This is a genomic window from Anaerobiospirillum sp. NML120511 (genome assembly GCF_023050955.1).
Lineage (GTDB): Bacteria > Pseudomonadota > Gammaproteobacteria > Enterobacterales > Succinivibrionaceae > Anaerobiospirillum.
Genome location: NZ_JALKIK010000030.1, coordinates 21579 through 40104, shown reverse-complemented (window position 1 = coordinate 40104; position 18526 = coordinate 21579). Strand labels below are relative to the sequence as shown.

General features: G+C 51.2%; 9 protein-coding genes. 7 read left to right on the top strand and 2 right to left on the bottom strand.

Features of this window, described 5'->3' with window-relative positions; translation table 11 throughout:
- The first annotated feature begins 297 nt into the window (after positions 1-297).
- From MXE39_RS08950 to MXE39_RS08935, 4 genes are all read left to right on the top strand, one after another.
- Positions 298-1137: a VacJ family lipoprotein gene (locus MXE39_RS08950; protein ID WP_246978320.1), complete on the top strand. Its 840-nt coding sequence runs from the start codon at positions 298-300 to the stop codon at positions 1135-1137.
- Positions 1138-1453: 316 nt separating this feature from the next.
- Complete coding sequence (locus tag MXE39_RS08945; RefSeq protein WP_246978319.1) at positions 1454-2875, top strand: prephenate dehydrogenase/arogenate dehydrogenase family protein; 1422 nt, start codon at positions 1454-1456, stop codon at positions 2873-2875.
- Between the two features lie 386 nt (positions 2876-3261).
- The gene (locus MXE39_RS08940; protein WP_246978318.1) at positions 3262-4824 is read left to right on the top strand and encodes a hypothetical protein; all 1563 of its coding nucleotides are present in this window, start codon (positions 3262-3264) and stop codon (positions 4822-4824) included.
- A gap of 292 nt (positions 4825-5116) precedes the next feature.
- Entirely contained in the window at positions 5117-7012 is a 1896-nt protein-coding gene (locus tag MXE39_RS08935; protein WP_246978317.1) for an IS1634 family transposase, read from the top strand.
- A gap of 150 nt (positions 7013-7162) precedes the next feature.
- Here MXE39_RS08935 and MXE39_RS08930 read toward each other — a convergent pair whose 3' ends face one another.
- Entirely contained in the window at positions 7163-7912 is a 750-nt protein-coding gene (locus MXE39_RS08930; RefSeq protein WP_246978316.1) for a hypothetical protein, read from the bottom strand.
- A gap of 1163 nt (positions 7913-9075) precedes the next feature.
- On the opposite strand from MXE39_RS08930, the gene htpX reads away from it, so the two are divergent.
- From htpX to MXE39_RS08915, 3 genes are all read left to right on the top strand, one after another.
- Entirely contained in the window at positions 9076-9969 is an 894-nt protein-coding gene (htpX, locus tag MXE39_RS08925; RefSeq protein WP_246978315.1) for a protease HtpX, read from the top strand.
- 1071 nt (positions 9970-11040) lie between these two features.
- Positions 11041-12702: a sulfatase gene (locus MXE39_RS08920; RefSeq protein ID WP_246978314.1), complete on the top strand. Its 1662-nt coding sequence runs from the start codon at positions 11041-11043 to the stop codon at positions 12700-12702.
- A 512-nt stretch (positions 12703-13214) separates the two neighbouring features.
- Complete coding sequence (locus tag MXE39_RS08915; RefSeq protein WP_246978313.1) at positions 13215-14477, top strand: anaerobic sulfatase maturase; 1263 nt, start codon at positions 13215-13217, stop codon at positions 14475-14477.
- Positions 14478-16694: 2217 nt separating this feature from the next.
- On the opposite strand, the gene gap is transcribed toward MXE39_RS08915, so the two are convergent.
- Positions 16695-17705 carry a type I glyceraldehyde-3-phosphate dehydrogenase gene (gene gap, locus MXE39_RS08910; RefSeq protein WP_246978312.1) on the bottom strand — a complete coding sequence of 337 codons (1011 nt, stop codon included), beginning with the start codon at positions 17703-17705 and terminating at the stop codon, positions 16695-16697.
- Positions 17706-18526: the final 821 nt, after the last annotated feature.

Sequence of the window (18526 nt, the reverse complement as noted above, 5' to 3'; positions counted from 1 at the left end):
GGTCCGCGCCTTATGGCATGGCATGGCATGGCCTGCGCCAGTGCGCCTGTGCGCAGGGAACGCAACCTCAGGGGGCATTTTGAGCCACGGTGGGGCGTGTTCAGATCGCTTTATAAAGGCTGTTGGGATTGTTTGAGGGCTGCCGTATAATGGCCCTGAATCCCGCAGGCACAGTGTATGCCCTCTAAACTTTCCTGGCATGGCCAGAGCTTGCAGGATCGCGAGATAAAACAGCCGTTTTGCGGGCATTAAATATTTATTTCCAGTCAGCAGGTATTACCTGCATCAGGGATGCTTATGATCAGCAGCTTTTTTAAACGCCTTTGTGGCACTGTTACAGTATGTGCCGTGATTTCCAGCGGCATGATGGCTGCCTCACAGGTACAGGCCGCTCATGGCAGCTACAATCCCATGATGCCTCGTCAGCTTACTGCTGAGGCCTCTCAGACTGATTATTCGTACGGTTACAGTATTCTGTCAGGTCATGCCATCGATACCCTTGATACTCCTAACCGTTACATGTGGTATCTCAACTACAATATTCTCGACAATTATGTGCTCCGTCCGGCAGCTCACGGCTATGCAAAGCTGCCAAAGGGAGTACAGAGCTCGGTAGGTAATTTCTTTAACAACCTCTCTGAGGTCAATAACGTGCCTAACAATATTCTGGTAGGCCGTTTTGCTGATTCTGGTACCTCGCTGCTGCGTCTTGCCATCAACAGCACCATTGGCATTCTGGGCTTTTTTGATGTGGCCTCATACATTGGCCTTGAGTACCGCCCTATGAGCATGAGTACCGTTCTGGGCAAAGGCAAAGTAGAGCAGGGTCCTTTCATGATGGTTCCACTTTATGGTCCAACTACTGCCCGTGAGGTCCATGGCGACACCATCGACGGTATGCCATTTGCCTTCCTGTCATGGCCGGTGACACTGGGCAAGTTCGTGATTGAGGGCGTGCACAACCGTGCTCAGCTTATCGATCAGGAAGGTGTGATTGACAATGCTGTAGACCCATACATTCAGACCCGTGATGTCTTCCTCATGTATGGTGAGAACAAGGTCAATCCGGTTCAGGACGGCGAAGTACAGAGCGATGACGGCTTTGACGAAAGCCTGCTCGACGAGATTGACGGCTGACAGTTTTAAGCTGTCCATACCCGGCCCGGTCAGTGCCCTCAACAGGGCACTTCCGGGCCTTTTGATTTTTTACGGGCCCCATCCCTGTCGGGCAGTCCCTGTAGGGCTCCGTCCCGGCTGTTGCCTGCCCTGGCAAGGCTGCAGCCATGGCCATGACCCTGTCGGGCCCTGGCTCGTTGTGGTCCTGACCCATGCCCAGTCAGGACCAGGGCCGCCCGTGGCCTGGCCTGGCCTGACTCAGCCGGGTGAGCATTGCCCGGGCATAACTTATGAGTGATTGTGTGGAGGGGCAGTGCTGCTGCCTTAAAAGGAGTACATGGTGATTAAGCAAACTACAGATGCTCAGCTGCACAGAGAGCAGCTTGATGAGCTGCGCAGCCGCATTGATGACCTGGATGATGAAATTGCCAGTCTGATTCAGTCCCGTATGAATCTGGTTCACAGCGCAGCCGCCATCAAATCAAGCTCTGGTGAGGGAGCGGTCAGCCCGGTACGCGAGCAGAGCATTCTTGAGCATGGTGCCGCCCTGGAGCGCAAGTACGGCCTGCCACCGTCGTTGATGCAGGATCTGCAGCGCCGTATTCTGCGCGAGTCTTATGTCGACAAAGGATCAGGTGCCTTTGCTCAGGCCCACTTTGAACACCACCATGACGAAATGGCCACTAACGACATATGTGCATCCGAGGCAGCACCGGCTGCATCCACAGCAGCCGGTGCTGCAGCGTCTTCGTCCGCTCCAGCTGCTGACAGCGACATCTGTCATGTATGCATTGTTGGTGGTCAGGGCGCCATGGGCCGCTTCTTTGCCCGCTATCTGGAGGCTGCGGCATATCAGGTAAGCACTGTGGATGTTGGGGATTATGCTGTAGATGAGCAGGGCAGGGCTATAAGCTCTCCTGAGGACTCAGTGGCTGCAGCCCGTCTCAGGCAGGCTGACTGGTGCATTGTTTCCGTGCCTATTGATGTTACTGCCAGGGTAATTGAGCAGGTATGCGCCTTTATACGTCCTGACTGTGTGCTCAGTGATCTGACATCGGTCAAGGGCGAGCCGCTGCAGGCCATGCTGCGCTGCCATAAGGGACCGGTGCTGGGACTGCACCCAATGTTTGGTCCTGATACCTTCTCCCTGGTAAAGCAGGTAGTAGTGAGTGTGCCTGGACGCGACCACTCAAGCTGTGCCTTTATCGAAGAGCAGCTGCGTATCTTTGGAGCCCGTGTGGTCACCTGCAGCGCCCGTGAGCACGATGATGCCATGAGGGTGATTCAGGCACTGCGCCACTTCACCACCATTGCCTACGGCAACTTCCTGCGACAGCGCTTTGGCAACAGCATCAGCAGCCCGGCTGCAGATGGGGCTGCCGCTACCCAGGCAAATCCAGCATCACCTGCCAGTGCAGGGCAGCATGAAGCTGGTCAGCCGGGCAGCCGCTTTATTGAGCAGCTGCTGCAGCTGAGCTCTCCTATTTACCGTCTGGAGCTTATGATGGTGGGCCGTCTTTTTGCTCAGGATCCTGGGCTGTACTGTGAGATTATTTCTTCGTCAGAGCTTAATCTGGAGCTTATTGAGCAATATGTGGACTGTGCTTCCCGCGCCCTGCAGATGCTGCGTAATGATGACAAGGAAGGCTTTATTGAGCAGTTCCGTGAAACAAACGCTTTCTTTGGTGACTTTGCCCGCATGTTCCTGAGGGAAAGCGGTACCGTGCTTGCCCTGGTGCAGGACAGCTGCCGCCTGTAACCTGCAGCCCGGCCGCCTTCCGCCGCCCGGCCAGTTCCTGGCTGCAGGCGCGCCCGGCGCGGCAGCATGGCTGCTGCCATGTAGCTGCCGGTCCAGCTGCCCTGCAGACGGCATTGCTGGTGCCGTGCAGCTGCCCTGCAGACGGCATTGCTGGTGCCGTGCAGCTGCCCTGAAGACGGCATTGCAGCTGCCGTGCAGGTGCCGTGCAGACGGCATTACGGCTGCCATGCAGATGCCGGTTCAGCTGCCGCGCATATGCCATTGCAGCTGCCAGGGGGGCAAGGTTATGACGGCTTATCATTGGGGTGCTTGTGTTATTATTATTGACTGTTTTTCTGACCGTCATTGATGTCAAAAGTTAAGAGCAAAGGCGCAAAGGTTGGCGTATGTTCACATTGGGATTCCTCAAAAAGACTCTGTTCTGGCTGCTGGTGCTGCTGGCTGTTTTCTGTCTGTTGCTGGTAGCTCAGATTAAGACGGCTACCTGGCTGTTTGACAGCAAAATTGGCAGTACTCTTGCCAAAATTGAAAACCGCGTTCCTGGACTGCAGCTTGAGTACACACCTTCTAATGACAGCTTTACCGAGCGCAAGGGCCGCCTTTTCTACCGTTTGCCGTTAAAACCAGGCAATACTCTGGGAGAGGACTTTATTTCAGGTGCCATAGACCTGCGTCTGCTCTTCGGTCCGCTGCGCCTGTCCGGTGCTGTGCAGTCAGTAGCCGGTGCCGGTAACCTGGAGGCTATTCTGGCCAAGTACCATGTTGATCCTGTCTCCTTTACCGGTGTGTTCAATGCAACTGCAGTCTCACCAAAGCTTGAGGGCAGTTTAAAGACTGATTCTTTCCTTATTCCTACCAGTACCGGTATCTGTAAACTGGGCCAGAACTCGCTGAGCTTCCATGCCACCTCCACTGAAGATGTGGATGTGTCTTTCCGCTCAGCAGGTGCCGTTTGCGAAGGCGCAATGCGCTATAACGACAAGCCTAATTACCGCCTTGATCTGACCGGTCTTGATGTGCGCTTCCTGCCACGTATCATCGACAAAAAGCCGCACTTTGAAAGCCTGGTGGTCAATCTCCAGCAGCTGGAGTTCAAATTCTCCACCCTCTATGCCATTGGCTTTGACCCTGATGACAATGTGCGCGATCCTTCCATTCAGGACGCCATTTCCTTTAACAATATCTCAACCATGATTACCCTGACCCAGCCTGACAGTGAGGGCATGACCCGTCTGTCCTTTGAAAACAGCGGTAATTACGGCTTTGCCTTCCCTTATATACGCTACAACGTGGTTCAGCCTTACTATCAGCTCGATAATTTCAAAATTGATGCGGATATTGAGCGCATCTCCATTCCTAACCTGCTGTCCGCTGCTCAGAATATTGTGAAGTCTGCCGACAGTGAGTTTGATACCAAAAAGGTGGTGCACGAGATCTTACGTGGCTTTACCGATCTCATTACTCTCACTGTTAATAACTTTGGCTACAGCCATAAAGGTGAGAGCTTTAATATCAGCGGTAAGACCTTGCTCTCCTTTGACGAGCATGGCGCCAAGCCAAAGATTTCCCGCTTTGACTCTGAATATAAGATCAGAGCTGACCGCAATCTGGTGCTGGAGGTTGCCGGTGAGGATTACTCACGTCTGATCCATGATGGTGTAGCTGCAGGTCAGATTACTGATGATGGTGTTCAGTACACCACCGAAGTAAAGCTTCAGGGCAAGAGCGTCACCATGAACGGTATTCCTCTTACTGATCTCAAGACTCAGGATGACCTGCTCTACGAAGAGGAGCAGCGTGCCCTTAAGGAGCAGCAGGCTCAGGAGCAGGCCGATAAGGCAGCTCTGGAGGCTGAAATTGAAGCTGCCAAGCGCGCTCAGGAGAATCTGCCATCACTGGTTGAGGGCAATCTCAACAGCGCCAGCGACATGCCGGCCGAAGCCGAATAATCTGGCCAGCAGCCAGGTCAGCGGCCGCCCGCCGTAAGGTCCGCTGACCGGCCGCCGTAAGGGCCGCTGACCGGCCGCCGTAAGGGCCGCTGACTGGACTGCCGCAGACCAGCATGGCAGCGCCTGGTGCTGCCAGGTGCGTCCCATGGCACTGACATTGAGCTGAGCTTTCCAGGAATAAATGCCAAAATAATGTTAACCTGACAGAAAACAAGATAAATAACAGCTTTATTGAGCACATAGTGGTTCAATATTGCATATCCAGCTCATTCTCATTTCGGAGTAGGGCCCTATGACTACAAGTTCTTATACTTTATTAGATGATGACAGCTTCACATTCAAGATTGATCACCTTGGGTTAGTTGCTGCGCTCATGTCAGAGGATGATCTTATTTCCAAGGTTAACTTGATGATTCCTGAGATTGGTCCACATGTTAAGCTGACATCAGGAGAGCTGTTCAGGATAATGGTTCTGCGCATGACCAGCAATTTCAATCCTGGTGGTCTGAACAGCATACAGAAATGGGCAGGAACGGTACCTTCAAGCTTACTTGGTTACGTTGGTGAAGATGAGAACATCGTAAAGGCAACCAACAGGTTTGCTATAGGTCGCATGTTGGACAAGATATCTGAGTATGGTCCAGCCTCCTTTCTAATCGACTTCATGGCTACCGTTACCCCTGCAGAAGAAGTACAACAAGCACATATGGACAGTACCTCTATCCATAGTCACATGATGCCCCAGGATAACACTACTCTTGAGATTGCTGATCCTGAACTTATACGTTCTATGCTTGCAGAGAATGAAGAGTTGCCTCGTGAGCTTCTCAAGGGCAATCAACCTGTTTCAATCAAGCATGACTACTCAAGAGATGGTCATCCTGAGCTTGCGCAAATAGGCATCCTGGGCGTATCTACAAGAACATCTGCATGCGGGCGCCCTCACCTGATTTTTGCTGCCCCTGTCAGCGGCAACGAAAATGATATTTCAAGATTTAAATCTTTCGCAATGGATGGTGAGCTGCATTCTTTAAAGCAGAAGTATCCGAATCTCTCCTTGCTCGTTATGGACTCAGCAGGTGCCACACCAGAGACTCTTTCTGCATGCAAGAAGCTCGGCATCAATGTCATTACAAGAATGCCAGACAAATGCGTCAAGACTGAGCTGAAACAGGCTGCAGATGGTCTGCTTGCATTCGATGAATTTGAAGTCAAGGACAGTAATCAAACTGATGGGCCAGCTGTTACTGTCAAGTACGCATGGCTTCCAAATCAGGAATTCGGCAAATCTGAAGAGTCCTCTGTTGGGCTAAAACGTATCATGTTCATTGCTGAAGCAAACCGGTCTGCCAAGGAGAGGACAGTCAGAGCAAGAGCTAATAAAGAGCTGAAAGAGATCAGCAAAAAGCTGGAAAATCTCTGGACAACCCCTGGATCCTGTATGAATGACGCTGTGCGTGACTTTGAAGAGATTCAAAAGAAGCTTCGCCTTTGCTCCATTTGTACCCCTGAGTTCGAGGAAGTCTTCGGCTACACTCACAGAGGCAGACCAAAGAATGGTGAGGCCAAGTCTGTTATCGGAGTGAGAGTTAAGGCTACAGCCTGCACAGATGATGAGGCTATAGCCAAAGCCATAGAGAAGGAGCTCTACTACGTTACAGCCACAACTGATACCAGCATGGAGACAACACGTGAGTCTGCCAGAATCCTGTATCAGACATACCACGGACAATCAGACATTGAGGAGGTATGGAAGAGCATCAAAGCTACAGGAACCTTCTTTGACAGCTTCTTCTTCAAAAGCGAAAAGCGTATGCATGCGCTGGTTGTAGTCATGGCAATTGCTAACTTCTACGCTCAAAGAGTTCTTGAGTTGATCGCAACTGTTTGCATTGATAATGGGCGCAAAATATCACTCGACAGTGAGCCAGATTGCCAGCGCCCATCATGGAAGCAGCTGCTTAAGTTCTCTGATGAAACCTCAACTGTAGCAACATTCGACGCTGCCAGTATGCACTATTCCAGACGCTACAAGGATTCAATCTTTTACCTTGCTGCAAAGCTGTTGGGACAAAATGCCTTGGACTACTATGAATCCGAAGCACTGGTTAGAAGAGCCCAATATATTTACAGAACAGCGGTTGAGTGGGACAGAATCAGGCAAAATCAGGTGTTTATCAGGGCTTAGTTTTTTATTCCAAGGTTGCTCTGCTCAATGTCAGTGGCATGCCGGCCGCAGACGGAAACAAAAAAAAACCCGCCTTAATCTGACAGATTGTCAGAACAGGCGGGCTTTTTTATGTGCCTCTGTGCAGATGCGCTCAGTGGGGCTGACGCATCAGCTGCGAATACTCTTAAGAGTGAGGATAAAGCTCTGTCTCTTGCGGAAGAAAACCAGGAAGAAGAGCACCATGGAGGCTACAAGCAGACCGGCTGTAATAATCTGGCCCATCATCTTTGACGGGATTACGCCACCCTGAGTAAGGCTCATAATGGATGGAATAGCCACAAAGAGGAAGCTGATAAGCAGCACGCGGATATAGCGCACCATGGCCTCATTTGGGCTGTTGCGGCGGGCGAGCTTGACTGGAATGGTCATACCCTGACCTGGCTGCTGGTGATACTTTGGACCTTCAATAATTGCAGGACGGGCAGTATAGCGGAACAGAGCGGTCTTTACGCCAGGACGGGTAACCACCTCAAGCTTTATATCCAGCAGGCCATTGACGTTGCACTCAATTGCTTTTTCGATGAGAGCTGAGCGGCACTCACGCTCGGATGCGCCCTCAGCGGCGATGAGATACTCGCGCTCATCCTTGATGGTCTCATGCTCAGGATAGCGTGCTTCAGTGGTAAGACCTACCTTTTCATTGTGCATGACCAGAGCTTTTACTGAGGTCAGTACAGCCTTGCCCGGGCTGAACATGGATGGGGAGCTCTCTACGTCTGCCTCAACATCAGAGCCCATGGCCATAGCCTCATCAGAGGCAAAGGAACCCAGCTCAGCACGGTAGGTTTCAATACTTTCTGAGCAGTAGATATCGCAGAATCCTTTATCGCGATCGATCGCAATAACAGTGCCTTTCATCAAAAAAATCCTCCAAATTTGCCCGGCAATTATAGCACGCACCGCATATCTCTCCCCAAAAAGGCTAATCCCCATCACTATCCCGGTTTCAATCCCATCCCCATCCCCATCCCGGCCCAGGCCCATCGCATTCCTGTCGCAAGCCCGCCACTGCCTGCGCCAGTACCGGCCACTCTCGACGACCGCCATGACAGTCTTTGAGCAGACATGAACTGACATGAGCTGACTCTGTTAAGCATTGTCGGGACGAACCAGGATTTTTGTCGGCACTGGGCTGATATGAAAGCCAATGCGTACAGCAAAGGCTATAACCACCAGTTAAGGAAAAGCTGAATTATGCAGTACCTTATTCATTTTAGATTGCATATGTACCATGTACCTGAAATTTGAAATAACACATTACATATAATTTTGTAGAGTCTTTGCATCATGATTTTGCGCGCAACCGAATTGCCTTATTTATGAAATATTGGCTCAGCAAACAATGTTACTCATGCACCTCAGGGACGATAAATGTTGAGTCAGGCATAGACAGTGTAATCAACAGGTCACCTGGCTTTAATATGACCTGGATGCTTTCTAATACAATATGGTTAGCTGTATTATGCGATAAGGCGAGCTTTACCCTGGCATATTGCAAGGGGCAGCTCATTTGCGTAATTACCCTGCGCAAAAAAGCAGCTGGTCATATGTCATATGCCTGGTAAACTTCCCGGCGACTAACCGCAGATACTTGAGGCTGCAGGGGCTGAATGGCAACCAGGAGCGGCACGGCCTGCACGGCCAGCAAGGCCAGCTGACTATCATGGTAAGAACAGCCCGCATGGCCAGCACAGAGGGAAGAGTTGTTTGTGAGGCAGGAGACAGGCGCGAGGGCTTGCCATGAAAGTGCAGCTGAGGGAGCAGGGACTGTTTTCGGCCATGGACGTTTTCAGGCAAGGTTAGTAGAGCAGGGACTGTTTTCAGGAGAATTTGGTGGGGGGAAGGACGTTTTCGGTCAGGGGTATTGGTGCCATGGACGTTTTCCGGCCGGGTAAGTGTGCAGGTGATTTTTTGCGATTTTATCGGTTTTTGTGAATATAATGTCCTGGTGCTAAGCTTTTTTAGATACACTGTGAACGGGCTGGATTGTCCAGTCACTTCTTTCATATTTAGAGGTTGTCATGCGAATTTTGCTGTTCATTGCCATGCAGGTAGCCGTCCTTTTAGTGGTAGGCATTGTTGGCTCCATTCTTATGTCTCTCTTTGGCATCAGACTTTCTCCTGGCTCCTACACCGGTCTGTTTGTCATGTGCGCCATCTTTGGCTGCGTGGGCTCGATCGTTTCTCTGTTCATGTCAAAGTCCATGTGCAAGGCCTCTTATGGTGTCGAAATCATCACTTCACCACGTAATAATGCTGAAGCCTTTCTGTTAAACGAAGTGGCCTCCATGGCCCAGCGTGCCGGTATCGGCATGCCTGAGGTAGGTATCTACCACTCTGCCGAGCCAAATGCCTTTGCTACCGGCGCCTCCAAGGATAATGCCCTGGTGGCCGTATCAACCGGTCTTATGAACAATATGAGCGCCGATGAGATTCGTGGTGTACTGGGGCACGAAATCTCCCATATTTCCAATGGCGACATGGTTACCATGACCCTGCTGCAGGGCGTACTCAATACCTTTGTGTACTTCTTCTCCTACATTGCAGCTCAGGCCGTATCCGCTTTCTTCAGCCGCTCCAGCAGCGACTCAGAGTCCAGCAGCAGCAATCCTTTTATCTTCTACGCTGTTAACAGCGTTTTCCAGATTCTCTTCGGCATTCTGGCCACCATCATCTCCATGTGGTTCTCCCGTTACCGTGAGTACCGTGCTGATGCCGGCTCAGCTGACCTGGAGGGTACTCAGAGGATGATTGGTGCCCTGCAGGCTCTGCAGAGAATGTCTTCGCTGAATGTACAAAAAGAGGGTCAGTTCTCTGCCCTGTGCATCAATGGCGGCATTTCCGTATCCGAGCTCTTCATGAGCCACCCGCCACTTGAAAAGCGTATTGCCGCACTGCGTGCCCGTGGTCGTTAATCACAGCATCACCAGTAGCCTGACTGATTGCTCAGGCGGCCAGCCCTGAACTCCTGGTCTAAGCTCAGGATTTTAGGGCGATAGGCCAGCGGCCATGTGCCATGGCACTGGGTACTGACCATGGACAGGTAGACCATGGCTATGTGACTGTGAACCTCATGGCCTGGCAGGTCAGATACTGGCCAGGAAAAAAGGACAGCTGAAAAGCTGTCCTTTTTTCTTTGATGCCAAGTGGGGTGCGTAGTGGTAACCGGGATGTGACATAAATTTTTGTCCGATTATGATCCTTGTCATAAGCATGTCTCCAACGTATGTTGTATGGGCATTTTATGGGAATCTGTCCCGGTTTTCCGGCTTTTGAAGAGCATGTGTAAACAAGTGTAAATAATTCAGGAGCCGTCTCACAATTTTGTTAATTTCCTGTGAATTTTTATCATCACTGTACTAACCTAGAACGAGTGCATCAGTTTCTTTGCCTCCTGCCTTATTCAGTCAGTGTTACTGATTTATACAGTATGTGTTACCGATTGATACAGTCTGTGTGACTGATAACTGGCAGGTTGAACTGATGGCAAAGGCGCATCTGACGCCCTGAAAATGCTTTCCTGGCTCTTTATTAATGACACGACTGGACCGTGGAGGCCTGTCTGTTATAGAAATATCTCCGGATCGTATCTCAACCACACCGTGCACGTGCCCTTTTCCCGGGAGCCTTGCCTGATACATGGGGATGATGCCTTAACCTGCGGTATTGCTCCTTTGAGCCTTAAGGCTCACAGGCTGTTTTGCAATGCCCGTCGGGAAAGAATTTCCACGATCACATGCTGTTTGTATGCTTTATCTTTCTCAGGTCTTACTGGTCTGACTCATTTTCCCTCTGTTATGACTCCTTACTTTGCATTGAGGGAAGGTGTAAGCAACAGTCGGTATGTAGCCTGATGCCCGCTACTTTAAGGCCATGAGTTCATGGGCTTTTGCCGGTCTGAAGGTGCTCTTATCTACAGGGCTGATGATGCGGCCTGACCCTGACAAGGTCAGGTACACGACTTAGATATATCAGAGGACAAGTCTGTGAAGAATCTGAAACTTTCCGCAACTGCAGTGGCAGTGGGCGTAGCCCTTTCCTCTTTTGGCTCTGCAGCCTTTGCTGCTGACAACGGCAAGGCAACCGCTACCAATGTAGCTTTTGCTGACTTCACTCCTGTTGAATACACCACCAAAGAAAAGCCAAATGTCATCGTGATTACCATGGATGACCTCGGCTACGGTCAGCTTCCATACGATGAGACCTCATTCGATCCTAAGACCATGGAAAACCGCGAGCAGGTTGCCACTTTCAAGATCGATCCTCAGAAGGCCATTGAAGCAGCCCGTAACTCCACTCCTACACTGCGTTCCTTAATGGACGACGGCGTACGTCTGTCTCAGGGCTATGTTGCTCATGCCATGTCCGGCCCATCTCGTGCCGCCATCATGACCGCCCGTCAGCCATCACGCTATGGTGTATACGGTAATACTGACTCCCAGGACGGTATTCCAACATCAGAGACCTTCCTGCCAGAGCTTTTCCAGAATTACGGCTACTACACTGCCTGTGTGGGCAAGTGGCATCTGTCCAAGATTACCAATATTCCAGTTCCTGAAGAGCAGCAGACCCGTGACTACCATGACAATTTCGTCACCTATGGCGACGAGCCTGGTCAGCCACAAAATCGCGGCTTCACTTACTTCTTTGGCTTCCATCCAGCTGGCACAGCCTATTACAACTCACCTGCTCTCTTTGAAAACCGTGAGCATGTAAAGGCTGAGGGCTATATCTCCGACCAGCTCACTGAAGCTGCCATTAAGGCAGTAAACCGCGCTGATGCCATTGATCAGCCATTTATGCTCTATCTGGCCTACAGCGCTCCTCACCTTCCAAATGACGTAGCTGCTCCTGATGTTTATCAGAGCAAGTTCAACACCGGATCCAAGACTGCTGACAACTACTATGCCTCTGTCTACTCTGTAGACCAGGGTGTAAAGCGTCTGCTTGAGCAGCTGGACAAGAACGGTCAGCTGGACAACACCTTAATCTTCTTTACCTCTGACAACGGTGCTGTTATTGACGGACCTCTGCCATTAAATGGCGCTCAGGCCGGCTACAAGTCCCTGACTTATCCTGGCGGTGTTCACACCCCTATGTTCATGTACTGGAAGGGTAAGCTCAAGACCGGCAAGTACGACAAGCTCGTATCTGCCATGGACTTCTACCCAACAGCTCTGGATGCTGCCGGCATTCCTGTTCCAGAGGACCTCAAGCTTGACGGCGTATCCTTACTGCCATACGTAAACGGCAAGAATAAGGGCAACCCTCACGAAGCTCTGGTATGGCTGACTTCATTTTCACACTGGTTTGACGTACGCAATATTCCATTCTGGGATAACTACCACAAGTACGTACGCTTTGAGTCAGACCACTATCCTCATAACCCTAACACTGAGAACTTAAGCGAGTTTACCTACACTGTTCGTACCAACGACTATCAGCTTATCTATACCGCTGAGGATAATGCTACCCGTCTGTACGATCTGCGTGACCTCCAGCTCAAGAACGATCTCACCATGGACAAGCCTCAGGTTGTTGAGCAGCTCAAGAAGATTGCCCATGATCGTCTCAATGAGTCAGTGGCACCTTTAAACCAGATTAACCAGCCTAAGTATCAGAAGATTGTTGATGCCTTAGCCAGGTAACAGGCGCACAGTCAGGTCTGTCAGCTCTCCATGAGCGCAGACAGACCAGTTTGGCAGGTGATGGCAGTGCTGATGGACTGACCAGATAGCATGGACCACCATACCTGCTCCCATGCCGGGCCGATGTTAGGCTGATGCTTAACGGAAACCCGGCTTTTCTGTAATATGAGAGTTCAGGGCCGACCGTCCCGCCGCCTTTGGCGCTACGGCGCCAAAGGTGCCAGCCTGCCAGGCTGCATCCTTGCCACAGCCTGCAGCCAGGCGCAGCCCGACGGCGGAGCTGTCGGCCCTGAATTTTTATCATGCACTGGTGCTGCCCCTGCAGCTCTCTGCTGCAGGACAGTGGACAGTGCACTTGCCTTAAGCCTGGGATGACAGTTGTCAGCTGTCAGCAGCAGGCTGTCTTGTTTTTCGGGATCTGACTTTAAGATGGAGCTGTGGCCGCAGGGGCTGCAGCTGTAGCCGCATCAGCGGCCGCTGCTTCTGTCTGTGCCTTAATACTGGGATTGCCCATGCATTTCACTATCAAACCGGTTTCTTTTACCTGTAATCTTGACTGTGCTTACTGCTTTTATCTGCCTAAGGGTGAAGAGCAGGGCATGCTTCATAAGGGCATTATGAGTGATGAGGTGCTGGAGGCCTTTATTCCCCGCTATATCAGGGACTGTCCGTCAGATCATGTGCTCTTTACATGGCAGGGTGGCGAGCCTTTGCTGGCTGGCAGAAAGTTTTTTGAAAAGGCTTTTGCCATTCAGAGTCAGTATGCCGAGGGTAAGGTTATTGAAAATGCCGTACAGACCAATGCCACGCTGATTGATGACCAGTGGTGTGAGCTCTTCAAAAAGCATAAGGTGCTCCTTGGTGTCTCAATTGACGGTCCGGCTCTTCTTCATGACCAGTACCGCAAGGGCCGGGATGGATCGGGATCTCATGAGCAGGTAGTCAGGGGCATTGAGCTGCTCAAAAAGCATGACATACCTTTTAACACGCTTACCTGTATCAGTCAGAGCAACTGTGATCACCCTCTTGAGGTTTACAATTTCCTCAAGGAGCTGGGCTCAACCTTCATGCAGTTTTCCGAGGTAGTGGAGACTGCTCCTGAAAACAGCGATTTTGACAATATTGCTCCTGCCTATGAGACCAGGGGATTTTCCATCAGACCTGCTGCCTACGGCACCTTTATGTCGGCCATTTTCAATGAGTGGATAGAAAAGGACATTGGCAAAATTGTAGTCCGCCAGTTTGAAAGCATTATTTCCCGTACCCTTGGGATGGGACATCACTCCTGTGTCTTTGAAAACCGCTGTCCGGACAACTTTGTCCTGGAGGCCAACGGTGATATTTACGAGTGCGATCAGGCTGTCTATCCCAGGTACCGCCTTGCCAATATACTCGATATTGCCAGAGCCGCTGACCTCAAACCTCTGAACTGTCAGGTCAATGGCCAGAGCCACGCTCCGCAGACTGAAAGTGACCAGCTGTACTCTTTAAAGCCGCTTAAAGCCTCACGACTGAGCGCCCATAAGCTCAATCTGAGCAGCGACTGCAGTCAGTGCCCTTATCTGCAGCTGTGCAATGGTGGCTGCATCAAACACCGCATTGATCTAACTGGTGGAGCTCCAAAGACCTATTTCTGCGAGGGTTACAAAATTCTGTTCAAGGCTATGGTTCCATATCTCAATACTATGGTTTACCTTGAGGACAACAAGGCCCCTTATACAGCCGTCAAGGACCTCGTCCCGCAAATCCGCGCCTCCCTGGCCAAAGGCCAGTAGCGCATACCCCATGCCGCCATGACGTCATGCCGCCGGCGCCTGAGCATGGTTGATTCGCCAGCGGCCTGCCATGGCTGCGCCCAATGCCGGGCCGGACTGTGGCCAGCCAGCCGCCTCGCTGTGTGAGCCTGCCCGTCTGTATGACAGACGTGCTCCGTATCAGATATGCCCGTCTATAGTGCACAGACCATGCACTGTGCAGTGATTATTAGTCCACCTGATACAATGGCTCTATTCAGCTCATTATGATGACCTGGTATATTCCTGTTCTTTATGTGCCTTGAGGAGAGTATGTCTGCGCATGAGCAGACAGTTATCAGTGTTCTCGGCGCGGCTTGAGCACCAGGCTTGCAGACACTCAGGGGCGGCTGTGGCTTTGCCATACGCACAGTGTGCATGAGTACCGGCAAAAGGTCTTATCTCTGTATTACATTGAGGATTCCACTCAGGACCCGTCACATTAACTGTTAATTGGTCCGACTTTTCACTAAAAATGCGAGGTTTAACATGAGCGAGCAGAATAACGGAGGCAAGTCTCCGCCACCAGATAATAAGCGAGTTGTACTGGCTTTTGTCCTTGCAGCTCTGGCAGGCGCTATTGTTGCCTTTACCTTTTTCTAAAGAGCTTTGGCCAGCATGGCCTGAGCCATGGCCGGCAAAGAATCACAATCTGGCTTGAGCACCTGGCAGGCTTAAATGCCTGCCGGCTTGTGCACCATGGCCGGCATAAACGCCAGCCTCATGGTCAGTACAGCGTGTATTAGGGCTGGCTGATTGAGCTTCTTTCAGGATTTATTTCAGGATCTGTTACTATAATTCTTTTCTTTCACTCAAATTACGAGGTTTAACATGAGCGAGCAGAACAGCGGCAGCAAGTGCCCAATCCCAAAGAAATTGCGTATTGTTCTGGCCTTCACTATTGTCTGTTTAGTAGGCTCCATTATCGCATTAGCCTTATCATAGGCCTTGCCCGTCAGTGTCTGCTGATGTCAGCTCATCAGTATGGCCCTGTGCAGCAGCTGTAAACACACAGAGCCCTGTCTTTGTCATAAAAGCAGGGCTCTGTTAATTCAGGCTTCACCAAAAGGACCGCTGGCTCAATAAAGCCTGCCGGCCTTGCCCTCTCTGCCAGTATGTCACCCAGCCCGACCCGCCAGCAGGCTCGGCCTGGCCCGATCGGTATGTCGGCCTGTCTTGCCAGGCTGACTCGATTGGTATGTCGGACTGTCTTGCCCGGCTTAAGTCGATTGCTATGTCGGACCGGCAGGCATGCTGGTATGCAGACCAGCTGTCAGCAGGAGTATGAGCTGTCCCAGCTGCAGGGTGCAGTGCACTGCAATCACTTGCGTAGCAGCGGCCAGGCAGCGGTGACGTGCGTTTATAAAGATTTATATAAATCAATATAACTGAGTGAAGCAAGGTTGCTCTGGCAGTGCAGGCTTGATGGAACAGGGTAAGGGAGTAGGTGTGAATAGTATGGGGAAGAGATTTGGATGTGGTTGGGGGTAACCTGGTGGTGCCTGCTGGCAGCTGTCTGGGGCAAATGCAGGGCCCGTAAACAAAGCGCGCCCTGAAAAGGGCGCAATACACACAGATTTAATTGGCAGGGGCTCAGGGCCCCGGGGCGCGAGCACGGAGAAAGTCATGCTCAGCCTTCATGTCTGCAGCCGGGGGCAAAAGCCTCCTGACTGAAGCCGCATTATGGCAGGGCTGTTCAGACACGCCGGTGTAATACCGGTAGGAAACATGCTTCAGGTCGACCGTGGCGAAGCTGTCCTTATTGTTGCAACAGGGTAGCAGCAGCGCCTGCAGTGGTCTGGAGTCTCTGGAGGTCAGCTGCTCCTGTGGTATGGGCAGCTCACACAGGGAAGGTTACTTGACAGAAATCTTTCTGCAGGGGCCGTCTCCGGCAGGCGAAGCCTTAGTGGCTGTAGCCTGCAGGGGCCGTATCGGGCAGGTTAAGCTTCAGTGGCTGCAGCCTGCCGGGCTGAGCCGGGCAGAGCCTGTGTTGCCGGCCTGGCCGGGCCTGTAAGGGCGCGGCGGGCATGGACAGCCTTGCCGGGCCCTGGGTCCCATGTAACCTGATGCTGTATCGATATTCCAGAAATGTCAAAGGGCTCTGCCTGAAACAGCGCCCTTATGAAAGTAAAGAAAGGGGCCTTTGGCCCCTTCCTTTTGGAACTCAAAACGAGGTCCTGAAGTTATCTGAAATTCAGATTACTTGCCGGAGTCAACCATGGAACGGATTAACTCGAGAACCTTGTTGGAGTAGCCGATCTCGTTGTCGTACCAGGATACGAGCTTAACGAAGTTATCGGTTAAGGCAATACCGGCCTTCTCGTCGAAGATGGAGGTGTGAGTGTTACCTAAGAAGTCAGAGGAAACAACTTCATCAGCGGTGTAAGCTAATACACCCTTCATTTCACCCTCAGAGGCAGCCTTGATGGCCTCGCAGATCTGAGCGTAGGAAGCGCCCTTCTTTAAGGTAACAGTTAAGTCAACTACGGAAACGTCAGCGGTAGGAACGCGGAAAGACATACCGGTTAACTTGCCGTTTAACTCAGGGATAACCTTACCTACAGCCTTGGCAGCGCCAGTGGAGGATGGGATGATGTTCTGAGAAGCACCGCGGCCACCACGCCAGTCCTTTAAGGATGGGCCGTCAACAGTACGCTGGGTAGCGGTGGTGGAGTGAACAGTGGTCATTAAGCCCAGGTCGATACCGAAGTTGTCGTTGATAACCTTGGCTAATGGAGCTAAGCAGTTGGTGGTGCAGGAGGCGTTGGAAACGATGTCCTGACCTGCGTAGGTCTTGTCGTTAACACCAACTACGAACATTGGGGTGGAATCCTTGGAAGGAGCGGACATAACGACGCGCTTGGCACCAGCTTCAATGTGGAGACGGGCCTTCTCGTCAGTTAAGAATAAACCAGTAGACTCAACAACATACTCTGCACCGATGTCACCCCACTTTAACTGAGCAGGATCACGCTCGGCAGTTACGCGAACTACGTTGCCATTTACGACCAGGTTGCCGTCCTTGACATCAACGGTGCCCTTGAATGCGCCGTGCATGGTGTCGTACTTGAGCATGTAAGCCATGTACTCAGGTGGGAGTAAGTCATTGATACCTACAACCTGAATACCGAGCTCTGGGCGGTAGATGGAAGCGCGGAATACGAAACGACCGATACGGCCAAAGCCATTAATACCAACTTTAATAGTCATTATAAAAGTATCCTATCTGTGTGGTTACTAGTTTGGATAAGTGTTTCCAAATATACTCCAGTTGTTGAGAAATTCAAGCAAGTTCTTTGTTCGCCAGTACAGTTTCCACCAAATATTTTTGCAAATATCCACACACTTCACAGCTTTTAAATGTTGTAACTGGCTTATATATGAGCTTTGAGGCTGTCGGAGGCCTGCCTCTGACCATTTAATCGTAATGGAAAGAAAAATTGCAGGGCCCATGTCATACGTGTGAACCATGATTTAGAGATTTGAGCATTTGGGGCTGTTTTTTGCCATTTTCAGCCCTGAAAAGGGGCAAAAGTGCCCAAAATCGTTCAATTTTTGTAATTTTGTCCATTTTGCCACCAGCTGTTTTTCTCCTCCCTGTGCCCACGTGATTCTGCTGAGTTTACACATGGATATAAATTAAGAACTTTAGCCTGTTTATCAGTTTACTCTGTCTGTTTGTCAGCTTCTGCTGCAGGGGTGGCGGTGCACGCTCCCTGAATGTGTCCTGAGGCTGTGTTCAGGTTCCAGCCTGCGCTGCCAGACACGGGGCATCACCTGAGCGCTCTGGTGCCAGGTTCCCCGGGACAGGGCCGGTAATGCAGCAAAATGCAGTGCTTATAGGGCCTGATAGTGAAAATTTGACGTGATCGACTAATATTGTCCCAATTATCGGGTACATTATTGACAGGACTTTATCCTGTGCGGATTGAGGGAATCTCCATAAAGACCGGCTCTGTGCCGCCTGCAGCTGCCTGCTCAGGCTACACAGGGCAGGGGTGGAATGGGATTGCTTATTTGATGCCGTCAGG